The organism is Flavobacterium fructosi, from assembly GCF_042787335.1.
GTDB classification, from domain to species: domain Bacteria; phylum Bacteroidota; class Bacteroidia; order Flavobacteriales; family Flavobacteriaceae; genus Flavobacterium; species Flavobacterium fructosi.
Genome location: NZ_JBHZQA010000003.1, coordinates 199,449 through 211,261, shown reverse-complemented (window position 1 = coordinate 211,261; position 11,813 = coordinate 199,449). Strand labels below are relative to the sequence as shown.

Genomic DNA, 11,813 nt, shown 5'->3' with positions numbered 1-11,813 from the left:
ACAGCCAAATATTAATGAAATACAATCACAATACTAACATTTCAGTTTTAATAATTACATTAAACGAGGAAAAACAAATTACAGCGCTTTTAGCTGATTTGGATTTTGCTGACCAAATTATTGTTGTAGATTCATTCAGTACCGATACTACTGAAGTTATTTGTAAATCATTTGAAAACGTAAAATTCATTCAAAACAGGTTTGAAAATTATACTTCTCAAAGAAATTTTGCTGTTTCACATGCAAAAAATGATTGGATTTTATTTCTGGATGCGGATGAAAGATTGACTTCTGAATTAAAAAATGAAATTTTAGTTACCTTAAAAAATAACGAAACATACGCAGCTTTTCTATTTCGGAGAACTTTTATGTTTGGCAACAAAGTATTGCATTTCAGCGGAAATCAAAATGATAAAATATTTAGGCTTTTCCATAAAAAGCATGCTGAATATACATCAGACAGACTGATTCATGAAAAATTAAAAGTAGATGGAAAAATTGGCATCCTTAAAAACAAACTCATTCATTATTCCTATACCAATTATGAATTCTATAAATCAAAAATAATTCGTTATGGAAAGCTGAAAGCGCAAGAGAAGTTTAACAAGAGACAAAAAGGTTTCTATTTACTTCATCTTCTTCATCCAACTTATAATTTTTTATACAATTTTATAATACGTTTGGGTTTTCTTGATGGAAAAAAAGGAGTGATTATTTGTTATCTAAATGCCTATTGCGTTCATATTAGATATAAAGAATTAGAACAACTTTGGAATAAAAAACAATCTCTATCTCCAAAATAACAATTTCTTTTTCAAGGCGATTTTTTTTTGAAGTTTCACTTGAAAATCATCAGTATAAAAACACATTTTACTAAAAACTTCATCATATTCTTTATGGTAAAGTTTAGCGTATTCATCACTCATTACGGCCAACATTTCTGTTTTTGGCGTAAGCCTGTGAAAATTTTTCATTCGAGAATCAAAATCCATAACTTCATGAAAAATCATACGGTTTAAATCTACCAAGAAAAATTCATACTGATTTTGAGAACTTTTTTTAATCAAAGTATTTCCTGGCGAGTGGTCTAGAAATTCGACTCCTTTTTCATGTAAATCGAAAGTAAACTTAGTAAACTGTCTCAATATATTTTCATGATCCGGATAATCTTGGTCTAGCACTAATTCTCTAAAAGTCAACTCTGCCTGAAGATGTTCACTAATATAAAAACTTTCTTGTAATCCTACTACCGAGAAATTTTCATAGTATGCAATAGGTTTTGGAGTTCCTATTCCACTTTCCAGTAAACGGTTAGCATATTCGTAAGAACGTCTGGCTTTAGATTTTCTGAAATATTTATAAGCTACCTTATTAATTAAATGTGGAATCTTAAAGGATTTGATATTAATCGTTACGCCATTTAAATCAAAAAATTTAATTTTATTTCTTTTACCATCGCCAAAGAGAATTCCAGAAGTATTAAAATCACTAATGTTTTTTTTAATCTCCTTTTTTTTAGAAAGAAAATTTTTATGTATAACTGTTGTACTCATGGATTATCTAATATATATATCAGCGACAAAAATAGTTAAATGTATTTTTAGTTTTATAAAAAAAAAGTGTTACTTTAAATAAACTAAAAAACAAATTAAACCTTTTATGCTTTGTATTGTCTAAGCAAACACAATTAACATTACTAAACTACGGTGTGTTTTTAATTTTATAAAAAAATATTAAAATGTCAAAGTCAGTCTTTATTGAATCTCACAATTTAAAAAATAAAGCAACTGGCTTAGGAACATTTAATTACGAACTGATAAAAGGGTTTTCACAATTAGAATTCAGCAGTTTAGAATTGATATTAAACGCCAAAAACCCTAACGCTCTTAAGACCGAATTTGGAAATAAGTTTACCTACAATAAATACTCTGACTTATCTAGACTCCATTTATTTCGAACTAGAAAAAAAAATGATTTATGGCATTCGCTTAATCAAAATACAAAAATTGAACCTTATCACGTAAGCAACTATTTATTAACGGTTCATGATGTGAATTTTGTGGAGGAAATTTCATTTGACATGAATCATAAAGTAAATAGACTGTTTAAGGAAAAATTAGAAAAATCAACTGCAATCACTTACATATCCGAATTTGCAAAAAAGCAAACCCATGAATATTTTAATGTTCCAAATATTCCTGAATATGTAATTCATAATGGGAATCCTATTACCACTATTTTAGACACTTCAGGATTTGCATCAAACGTACCAATCGATAAGCCGTTCCTCTATTCGATTGGCGACTTTCTGGAACGGAAAAACTTTCTTTCAATAGTAAAAATGATGGTTCATATTAGTGATTTTAATTTGATTATTTCAGGAAATAATAATAAAGAATATGGTTTTGAAATCGTGAAATTCATACAAGACAATAATTTACAAAATCGTGTTTTTCTGACCGGAAAAGTAGATGATGTAGCTAAACAATATTATTTATCAAATTGTCATGCCTTTTTATTCCCATCAATAAGAGAGGGTTTTGGACTTCCTCCCATTGAAGCGATGCGCTTTGGAAAACCTATTTTCTTATCCAATAAAACTTCTTTGCCAGAAATTGGCGGAGAACATTGCTTTTATTGGAATAATTTTGATCCTGAAAATATGAAAATGATTCTCTTCGAAGGTTTAAACTATTTTTACAATCATCAACTTGAAATGGAAACATTTATGAAGGAAAGGGCGAACCGTTTTAATTGGAAAACGGCAGCATCAGAATACTTAAACGTATATAAAAAGTGTCTTTATTGATAAGGAAATACACTTCATTTTTTTTTTGCAAATTGATAAGTCAATAACCCAAAATAAAAATTATCAGAAGTCTCTAAAATATCTTTTTTCTACCTAAAATAACTTTCTTTTTAAAGTCTTCCATTGAATCAGTTCCCCGTATATCAATACGTTGTACTACATATTTATTTCTTAATGGAAAGATATTGATTCTATTTCCTATTCGCAGCGCGTACTTAATGCCGTATTTGTTTAATAATTCAAAAAATAGTTTCTGTTTTTCTCCTTTTTTTCTGTAATATCCACCGTAAGTATATGCCAATGCTGGAAAAACATTCAAATTCTCTTTTTTAATTATTTCCTGACAAAGCTGTAGGTCTTTTTCGATTTCCTCTAAGGTTAAATCAGCATAATTATCATGCTTAAAAGTGTGATAGCCCAACTCAATATGAGAACCAATTTTTAATAATTGTTGCTTATCCATCAACTTCATATTCGCATTGACATATTTTCCGTTCCAATCAACATCTTGTCCTATTCTACCTAAAACCATAAAACAAACTGCTTTAAAATTGAACTGTTGCAATAAAGGATATAACTCTATATAATTATCTAAAAAACCATCGTCAAACGTAAGAACAACTGTTCTGGGAGCCAATTTGAGATTTTTGTTTTTTAGCTCATCTACTTCTGACATCCATAGCGTTGTATAATTATTGCTCTTTAAATATTCAAATTGCTCAATTATTTTTTCTTTACTAATAGTAATTTGATCTTCAAAACCATTTGTAGAAATGGAATGATACTCTAAAATTCTGAGCTTTTTTTTAGACGAATAAAACAATTTAAATTGCAAATTTAGAAAAAAAATAAAAATTACTAAAAAAATCACTATTACCATAAAAACCATACTGTACAATTTTAATATAAATTAAATCAAATTGTTATTAGTCACTTCATTCAAAACTTCTAAAAATTTTGCTCCAATTATAAAACGAGTAGAAGTTGCCATTAAGAAATCAAAACCATTATTGACAAATTTATCTTGCATGGTTTTGTCATTTATTAAAATTTCTACTTTATCTGCAAAATCAATTGCATTGCCCACTTCTGCCAACAAACCAGTTTCATTATCCGTTAAAACTGTAGGAATCCCACCGGCTTTTGCTGCTACCACAGGAACTTTGCAAGCATAACTTTCTAGTACTACTCCGCCTGTTGCCTCATTTTTTGATGTAAACAAAAACAAGTCTAATTCTGGGAGGCATTTATGTACATCTGCTCTGAAGCCTGCAAAAATAACTTCATTCTCTAATCCTTTTGATTTAACATAAGTCTTAATCTCTGGTTCTAAAGACCCTTCACCTATTAAAATATATTTTGCTTTCAATCCTCTTTTATGCAACACTTCTACCGTATCAATCCAGGTGTAATGATCTTTTACTTTGCAAAAAGCAGAAACATTACCAATAATTTTATAGTCTGATGGTATATTAAATTCTCTATGAAGAAACCCATTTTTAGCATTATTTATAAAACGATCAGTATCAACAACACTTCCGATTACAGTCATTGACTCATGATTTTTTATAGAAGGTTTTAGGATTTCAACTACGGCCTCAGATACACACACAATTTTTTTAATTCCTTTGTAATTATATTTGTATTTTCTTAAAAAATTGGTGCCAATATTTTTTATTAACGTCCTACATAAAACTAAAGGAACTTTTAAACCATAAAATACAGCTGACAGAACACTTATGGTATGTGCTTTACTATTATGAATAATAACCACATTCGCACTGTAAGAGTCCACAATTTTTTTAAATTTCTTTGCTAATTTTAGATCATATTCTGATTTAAAATCAAAAGTCTGAACCTGTAAATTTCTTTCTGTGGCGACTTTATACAGTTCAGAATTAGCAGGACATATAATTAACTGATTCTCAATAAATCTGTTATCCCTAAATGATTCATATAAATCAACAATCATCTGTTCATGACCTCGCCAAACAGTTGAAGTAGTAAAATGGATTAGTTTCATCAATTAGTATTTTATCGACAAATGTAATCTTAATAGTAAAGTAAAAACTTAAAAAAGTACTTAAAAACTAACCAAATTAATTATTCTCCTTAATATTGACTTTAAAAACCTCAAAAATCCAATTGTCTAATTTGTACCTATTAAGAATAGCACTATTAATTTCTACAAAATCTTTTTCGAAAAAACTAGACGGTATTTCGTAATTACTTTCTGAAATTACAAAAATATTATTGGGATTATAAAAATCATATGTGACAATATCCTGATTATTTGTTATTAATTTTTTCTTGTATCCTAAAGCCTCAAAAATACGGAAAGTCAAGCCATCCTGATTCTTCTGCTGGATATCTACTAGTACTAAACTGCTTGCGATTATATCCTTCACCTCACTTATTGAAAGGTATCTATCAGAAATTTCAATATTCTTGTGTTCAAAAATCCGATCTTTCTTTACTATAAAACGAAAAGAAATTCGCTTTTGCGAAAAATAGTTAGCAAGTTTTTCTAGAAACGGAAATCGGTCATCAAAGGAAGATATATTAAAGACCAGATTAGTTATTTCTTTAGTTTCAATTTGATCATCATAAATATAATTCGTCAAAAATTGAAAATTATATTTTTCAACATCTGCCTTATCATAACTGTAAACCGTATCAAAAAAGGACAATATCTTTTTTTGATCTTTAAAATTTTCAATACCATCAAACAAAAAGCAGCTCATTTGAATTGCATTTTCCCTTAAAAACACCAAAGCTTTCCGCTCTAATTTATCGGGCCTAATAATTAAAATTTGATCAAATAAATCTTCATTTTGAATTAATGTTTTTATATAATTTGTTTTGTTTTTTTCTTTTAAACTAGGGAAATGAAGCAATTTTAAAAGGGAATTCGTAATTCTTGAAATTTTATTTCTATACGAAAAAGGAATAACATCAATATTAACGTAAGTCAAATCAACACCTTGTGCTTTGTTAAGCTTTTCAACTAAAAAATCAATATAACCAAATGAATGTGTACTTAATATTGCTATTCGCTTCCGTTTTATCACTATTGCTTGCTTTGTAAAGTAATTATTTCAAACAAAAATAGAAAGTTAATTAGAGAATATAATCTAAATAAACGTTTAAGTTTATTTAAAATTATTTATCCGGAAACTATTTCCTGCTTTTAATTCCAAATTATATAATAAAAGCTCCTAATTAGGCCTGCATTAATCCTAAAATAGCTTCCAAAATCAAGCAGCGTCGGTTTTCTTAGAATATTTAATAAAAAACGTATAATTTTGCAAAGCCAAAATCCTTTAATTTGAAATTAAAATGAGAATTGCAGCATGTGTACTATTATACCATCCCAAAGAAAATGATTTAAAAAACATATTAAGCTATTTGTCAAAGGTAGATAAATTGTATATCTATCATAATACGGAAAATAAAGGACTATATATCCGTTTAAATCAAGCAAGTAAAAAAGCAATTCCGATGGTCTTAATTTTTTAATGACAAGGATCAAGATTCATATTTTGTTGCGGAAAATCTGCAAAAGTATTTTGAATTCATAATAAAGGTAATAAAATATGAAAATATCGGTTGCAATGTGTACCTATAATGGTGAGAAATACATTAAAAAACAAATTGAGAGCATTTTAAATCAAACACTTGTTATTGATGAAATAGTCATTTGTGATGATGGATCAAATGATAAAACTATTGAAATCATACAGCAATTTCAATTAGAAAACCCCAAAATAATATCTTTACAAAAAAACGAAGTTAATTTAGGAAGTAATAAAAATTTTGAAAAAGCAATTTCCATTTGTGATGGTGATTATATTTTTTTAAGTGACCAAGATGATATTTGGAAAAAAGATAAAGTAAAAAAAATTATTCAATATTTTTATGAAAATGAATCTTTAGAAGCTATTTTTACAAATGGTGAATTGATTAATGACAAAAATGAAAAGTTTACTGAAATTAGTCTTTGGGATTCTGTAAGTTTTATGGAAGATCAATTAAAAAATTTAAATGATTTATATCTTCATCTAATATTTAAATCAAACATGGTAACTGGTGCAACTCTATGCATTAAAAAAGAAATAAAAAATTTAATTTTACCATTTCCTGATATAAAAAATTTACATCATGATGAATGGATTGCTGTTATAATCGCCTCAAGAAAAAAAATAGGTTATTTAAAAGAAGATCTAATTTCATATAGATTACATTCTGAGCAACAAATTGGTACTAAATTAAGAATCAAAAAAAACAGATTAAAAAATAATCATTTAATTATAGACCATATTTTAGGTAATTCAATCCCAAAATCATTCGTAGATCATAGACGATTAGCTAAAGTTTATTATAATAATTATTTAAAATTTAAAAAATTTTCCACTAATCAAAAAAATGATTCTCATTTTATTTTTAAAGAGATATCAGAGCTCAATTTAGAATTGTTTAAAAAAAGTAATTTTTCTTTAAAAAAAGCAAACCCTGTTATTTATATTTTCACAAACATAATAGACAAACTAAGAGGAAAAAGGCAATTAAATAAACAACAGACTGTCTAACTAAATAAAAATAATGGATATCAATCAAGAAATACATAATGCTTACGAAGTCATAAAAGAAGGTGGAATTATACTCTACCCTACTGACACTGTTTGGGGAATTGGATGTGATGCAACCAATCCGGAAGCAGTTGCGAAAATTTACAAACTCAAGCAAAGAGCCGAGACGCAAAGCATGATTGTTTTGATGAATGGTGAAAAGATGATGTACAATATATTCAAGGATATTCCCGAAGTAGCATGGCAAATTATGGATTTATCCGAAAATCCGACCACTTTAGTTTTGGATAAACCCAGAAACGTGGCTCCCAATTTGATTGCACCCGATAACACATTAGGAATCAGAATTGTAAAAGAACCTTTCTGTTTTAAATTATTGGAAAAGATGAAAAAACCATTAGTTTCAACTTCGGCAAATATTTCTGGCAAACCCACCCCAAAAAGTTTTAAAGAAATTAGTCCCGAAATTATAAAAGGCGTGGACTATGTTGTAAATTTGCACCATGAAAAAATTGCTGGGAAACCTTCAACAATTATAAAATTGACGAACGATTCTCAGGTAAAAGTGATTCGGAAATAGTTTGCAGTATTCAGTTTTCAGTCTTCAGTTTAGCAACTTTAGACTTTAGACTTTAAACATTTTTAAAATGAACATCAAAACTTCATACAAAGAAGCTTTAAATAATAAAATTTTCGAAGTCATTTCTCAAGCTTCCCAAGAACTTAACGTTGAAAGTTATGTTATTGGTGGTTTCGTGAGAGATTTGATTTTGAATAGAGATTTCAAAAAAGATATCGATATTGTTGCTGTTGGCAGCGGAATCGAATTGGCTTTACAAGTTTCCCAATTACTTCCTAACAAACCAAAAGTTCAGGTTTTCAAAACCTACGGAACAGCAATGTTGCGTTTTGAAGATACTGAAATAGAATTTGTAGGCGCTAGAAAAGAATCCTATCATTTTGAAAGCCGTAATCCGGTTGTAGAAAATGGAACATTGGAAGACGACCAAAACCGTCGTGATTTTACGATAAATGCATTGGCTATATCATTAAACTCAAAAAATTTTGGAGAGTTATCCGATCCTTTTAATGGTTTGGAAGATTTAAAAAACAAAATAATCAGAACACCACTGAATCCAGATATTACTTTTTCTGATGATCCTCTGAGAATGTTGAGAGGCGTGCGGTTTGCAAACCAATTAGGTTTTGAAATTGAAGAAAATTCGTTGAACTCAATTACAAAAAATGCGGAGCGAATTAAAATTATATCCGGGGAACGCATTGTTGATGAACTAAATAAAATTCTTTCGACAGATAAACCTTCTTTAGGATTTTTGTTGCTATTTAAAACCGGACTTTTGGACATTATTCTTCCAGAACTGACAGCTTTGAATCAGGTAGAAGAAATTGAAGGCCACACGCACAAAAACAACTTTTACCATACCTTAGAAGTAGTAGATAATATTTGTCCAAACACAGATGATGTATGGCTACGATGGGCTGCTTTATTGCATGATATAGGTAAAGCACCAACCAAGCGTTTCAATAAAAAACAAGGCTGGACGTTTCACGGTCATGAATTTCTAGGCGGGAAAATGGCCAAGAAAATCTTTGAACGTCTTCATATGCCTTTGAATCAGAAAATGAAATTTGTGCAAAAAATGGTGATGATGAGTTCGCGTCCCATCGTTTTGTCACAAGATACCGTTACGGACTCCGCGGTTCGTCGTTTGGTTTTTGATGCTGGTGAAGATGTAGAAAATCTAATGACGTTATGTGAAGCCGATATCACTACAAAAAACCCTAATAAATTCAAGAAATACCATAGTAATTTTGAAATCGTTCGTAAGAAAATTGTGGAAGTAGAAGAGCGCGACCATGTTCGTAATTTTCAACCGCCAATAACTGGTGAAGAAATAATGGAAATCTTCAATTTACAGCCATCAAAGGAAATTGGTATGCTTAAGGAAGCTATAAAGGAAGCTATACTCGAAGGGGAAATTGCAAATGATTATGATGAAGCATATCAATTTATGATAAAAAGAGCCACAAAAATTGGATTAAAGATTAACGCTTGTTGAATTAACAATTTATCAAATTTCAAATATCTTTGTACAAATTAATTTCAAATAATGAAAAAAGAGAATAATTACGTTATCATTTGGTTATTATCAGGATGTTTATTATTGTTTATGATGGTTGTAGTAGGAGGAATTACACGCTTAACCAATTCTGGCTTATCAATGACCGACTGGCATTTAGTTACCGACACCTTTCCACCTTTGACAGAGAGAAAATGGACACAGGTTTTTGAAGAATATAAAAAATTTCCGGAGTATCAAAAAATAAATATTCACAATGATTTTACGCTAAGCGATTATAAATTCATCTATTTCTGGGAGTGGTTTCACCGTTTTATAGGAAGAATTATCGGTTTGGCATTTATTGTTCCTTTTGTCTATTTCTTGTTAAGAAAACGTCTTTCAGATGCAACCATCAAAAAATGTGTTATTTTACTTTTCATGGGAGCATTTCAAGGTTTTCTAGGGTGGTTTATGGTAAAAAGTGGTTTGGTAAATGATCCTGATGTGAGCCATTTTAGACTTGCATTGCATTTGACTTTTGCATTTATAACATTTGCGTATACACTTTGGGTCGCCTTAGATCTTATTTATCCTGAAAAGAAAGAAATTGAAAAATCATTACGCACCATTGCCCGTGTAGCATTAACTTTATTATTATTGCAAATTATCTACGGAGGATTCGTCGCTGGTCTCAATGCTGGTTTAATTCACAATCACTGGCCGTTAATGAGTGATGGACAATTCATACATGACAGTGTTTTTCTCGAACAAAAAAACCTCTTTTTGAGTTTTACTGAAGGAAAAAGTGGTGTACAATTCGTACATAGAACATTGGCTTATTTTGTAGTAGGAATGATTGTCATCTTGTATTTTAAAAGCATCTCTTTTACTTTGGATAAATCACAAACAAATGGTATAAAGACACTTTTATTTCTTGTTTTTGTTCAGTTTGGATTAGGAGTGTTTACTTTACTTTACGGTGTTCCTTTATGGTTGGGGCTAACCCATCAAGTTAGTGCATTTTTTTTGCTTACTGCTATGACATATACTTTACACCGACTAACAAAATAATTTCTATCGAATTTTTATACTGACTATATTGTCGCATTTCTTTGTTCACAAACTTAAATGTCTAAACTTGCTGCTCAAGATAAATTTTTGGATTTATCCGATTACGGAAGACCATTCGGGAAATTTTTAGCCAATCAATTAAAGAATACTCGCTTCACTCCCATTCATGTTACGTTGCTTTTTGGGCTTACTGGTCTTTTTGCTATTTATTGTATTTTACAAAACCATTACTTTTTAGCCGGTTTTTTCATCATTCTGAAATCAGGAATTGATGCTGCCGATGGAGAACTGGCAAGGATAAAAAACACCCCGTCTTACACGGGAAGATACCTCGATAGTGTGTTTGATATCATCCTAAACTTCTTGATTTTCATGACCATTTGTTATATTTCAAAAACCACTATTTGGCTTACTTTTTTAGCTTTTATTTGTATTCAATTACAAGGAACTTTATACAATTATTACTATGTTATATTGAGAAATAAATCTGTTGGAGGAGACACCACCAGTAAAATTTTCGAAAACAAATCACCCAAAGCTTTGCCTGGAGAAACTCAAAAATCAGTTGATATCTTGTTCTGGATTTACACTGTTGTTTACGGTGCTTTTGACAAAATAATTCACACACTTGACAAAGAGGCCTACAAGGTAAAAACATTTCCACATTGGTTTATGACCTTCCTTTCCATTTACGGATTAGGATTTCAGTTACTGATTATTGCCATTATGTTACCAATGAATTTAATCGAATACATCGTTCCCTTTTTTATCATTTACACTTTGTTTATTTTCGTTCTGATTGCTATCAGAAAGACCCTTTTTAAGGTATAAAGTCACCATAGTAATAATCTATAGTAGTTATTTATTTTATTATTTATCAGAATATTAAGCTAATTTACTTCTTATTTAAATTTAAGCTGAAACAATAATCTAATTTTAAAAATAACAACTGTCAATTACAGCTGTCACGTTAAAATTAAACAAGTTTTCCAATTAATTATATAACAATTTAACCTCTGTTTTTTCGCAAATTTGTGGTAGAATAATTTTAATTTAAAACTATATACTATGCCAAATTCAACAGAGATTAAAGGAAATTACAATGAACTGAAAGGTAAACTTAAACAAAAGTTTGCAAAACTAACAGATGACGATGTGTTATTTGAAGAGGGAAAAGAAGATGAAACTTGGGGAAGATTACAACAAAAATTAGGGAAGACAGAGAAAGAAATTAAATCTTTGTTTGAGTAATTTCAGGAT

12 protein-coding genes are annotated in these 11,813 nt (G+C 29.4%); 8 read left to right on the top strand and 4 right to left on the bottom strand.

The features are described 5' to 3' along the window. The first annotated feature begins 14 nt into the window (after nt 1-14). The gene (locus tag ACFX5D_RS06215) at nt 15-803 is read left to right on the top strand and encodes a glycosyltransferase family 2 protein (protein ID WP_379857367.1); all 789 of its coding nucleotides are present in this window, start codon (nt 15-17) and stop codon (nt 801-803) included. On the opposite strand, the gene ACFX5D_RS06210 is transcribed toward ACFX5D_RS06215, so the two are convergent. Further along, on the bottom strand, nt 789-1,553 hold the full coding sequence (locus ACFX5D_RS06210; RefSeq protein ID WP_379857366.1) for a lipopolysaccharide kinase InaA family protein: 765 nt from the start codon (nt 1,551-1,553) through the stop codon (nt 789-791). The genes ACFX5D_RS06215 and ACFX5D_RS06210 overlap by 15 nt on opposite strands. A gap of 185 nt (nt 1,554-1,738) precedes the next feature. On the opposite strand from ACFX5D_RS06210, the gene ACFX5D_RS06205 reads away from it, so the two are divergent. Further along, nucleotides 1,739-2,809 carry a glycosyltransferase family 4 protein gene (locus ACFX5D_RS06205; protein WP_379857365.1) on the top strand — a complete coding sequence of 357 codons (1,071 nt, stop codon included), beginning with the start codon at nt 1,739-1,741 and terminating at the stop codon, nt 2,807-2,809. Nucleotides 2,810-2,882: 73 nt separating this feature from the next. Here the strand turns inward: ACFX5D_RS06205 and ACFX5D_RS06200 are convergent, their stop codons facing one another. From ACFX5D_RS06200 to ACFX5D_RS06190, 3 genes are all read right to left on the bottom strand, one after another. Beyond that, nucleotides 2,883-3,485 carry a polysaccharide deacetylase family protein gene (locus ACFX5D_RS06200; RefSeq protein ID WP_379857364.1) on the bottom strand — a complete coding sequence of 201 codons (603 nt, stop codon included), beginning with the start codon at nt 3,483-3,485 and terminating at the stop codon, nt 2,883-2,885. Nucleotides 3,486-3,719: 234 nt separating this feature from the next. Then, complete coding sequence (locus ACFX5D_RS06195; RefSeq protein ID WP_379857363.1) at nt 3,720-4,832, bottom strand: glycosyltransferase; 1,113 nt, start codon at nt 4,830-4,832, stop codon at nt 3,720-3,722. A gap of 76 nt (nt 4,833-4,908) precedes the next feature. After that, nucleotides 4,909-5,880 (bottom strand): WaaS/CpsH family glycosyltransferase, encoded by a 972-nt coding sequence (locus ACFX5D_RS06190; RefSeq protein WP_379857362.1) that lies wholly within the window; start codon nt 5,878-5,880, stop codon nt 4,909-4,911. Nucleotides 5,881-6,405: 525 nt separating this feature from the next. Between ACFX5D_RS06190 and ACFX5D_RS06185 the strand changes: the two genes are divergently transcribed. The 6 genes from ACFX5D_RS06185 (at nt 6,406) to ACFX5D_RS06160 (ending at nt 11,804) form a co-directional block, all read left to right on the top strand. After that, nucleotides 6,406-7,398, top strand: a complete 993-nt coding sequence (locus tag ACFX5D_RS06185; protein WP_379857361.1) for a glycosyltransferase family 2 protein — start codon at nt 6,406-6,408, stop codon at nt 7,396-7,398. Between the two features lie 13 nt (nt 7,399-7,411). Next, nucleotides 7,412-7,978 carry an L-threonylcarbamoyladenylate synthase gene (locus ACFX5D_RS06180; RefSeq protein WP_379857360.1) on the top strand — a complete coding sequence of 189 codons (567 nt, stop codon included), beginning with the start codon at nt 7,412-7,414 and terminating at the stop codon, nt 7,976-7,978. A 67-nt stretch (nt 7,979-8,045) separates the two neighbouring features. Continuing rightward, nucleotides 8,046-9,479, top strand: coding sequence for a CCA tRNA nucleotidyltransferase (locus tag ACFX5D_RS06175; protein WP_379857359.1), 1,434 nt, complete (start codon nt 8,046-8,048; stop codon nt 9,477-9,479). 51 nt (nt 9,480-9,530) lie between these two features. After that, a complete protein-coding gene (locus tag ACFX5D_RS06170; RefSeq protein WP_379857358.1) occupies nt 9,531-10,553 on the top strand; it encodes a COX15/CtaA family protein in 1,023 nt (340 codons plus the stop codon). Between the two features lie 57 nt (nt 10,554-10,610). Then, entirely contained in the window at nt 10,611-11,384 is a 774-nt protein-coding gene (locus ACFX5D_RS06165) for a CDP-alcohol phosphatidyltransferase family protein (protein WP_379857357.1), read from the top strand. A gap of 237 nt (nt 11,385-11,621) precedes the next feature. Next, nucleotides 11,622-11,804 (top strand): CsbD family protein, encoded by a 183-nt coding sequence (locus tag ACFX5D_RS06160; RefSeq protein WP_379857356.1) that lies wholly within the window; start codon nt 11,622-11,624, stop codon nt 11,802-11,804. Nucleotides 11,805-11,813: the final 9 nt, after the last annotated feature.

Bases quoted from the DNA above. Each gene is read 5' to 3' on its own strand.
- ACFX5D_RS06185 (WP_379857361.1), top strand. From the start codon at position 6,406: ATGAAAATATCGGTTGCAATGTGTACCTATAATGGTGAGAAATACATT.
- ACFX5D_RS06200 (WP_379857364.1), bottom strand. From the start codon at position 3,485: ATGTCAGAAGTAGATGAGCTAAAAAACAAAAATCTCAAATTGGCTCCC.
- ACFX5D_RS06215 (WP_379857367.1), top strand. From the start codon at position 15: ATGAAATACAATCACAATACTAACATTTCAGTTTTAATAATTACATTA.
- ACFX5D_RS06205 (WP_379857365.1), top strand. From the start codon at position 1,739: ATGTCAAAGTCAGTCTTTATTGAATCTCACAATTTAAAAAATAAAGCA.
- ACFX5D_RS06170 (WP_379857358.1), top strand. From the start codon at position 9,531: ATGAAAAAAGAGAATAATTACGTTATCATTTGGTTATTATCAGGATGT.
- ACFX5D_RS06175 (WP_379857359.1), top strand. From the start codon at position 8,046: ATGAACATCAAAACTTCATACAAAGAAGCTTTAAATAATAAAATTTTC.
- ACFX5D_RS06160 (WP_379857356.1), top strand. From the start codon at position 11,622: ATGCCAAATTCAACAGAGATTAAAGGAAATTACAATGAACTGAAAGGT.
- ACFX5D_RS06210 (WP_379857366.1), bottom strand. From the start codon at position 1,553: ATGAGTACAACAGTTATACATAAAAATTTTCTTTCTAAAAAAAAGGAG.
- ACFX5D_RS06180 (WP_379857360.1), top strand. From the start codon at position 7,412: ATGGATATCAATCAAGAAATACATAATGCTTACGAAGTCATAAAAGAA.
- ACFX5D_RS06165 (WP_379857357.1), top strand. From the start codon at position 10,611: ATGTCTAAACTTGCTGCTCAAGATAAATTTTTGGATTTATCCGATTAC.
- ACFX5D_RS06195 (WP_379857363.1), bottom strand. From the start codon at position 4,832: ATGAAACTAATCCATTTTACTACTTCAACTGTTTGGCGAGGTCATGAA.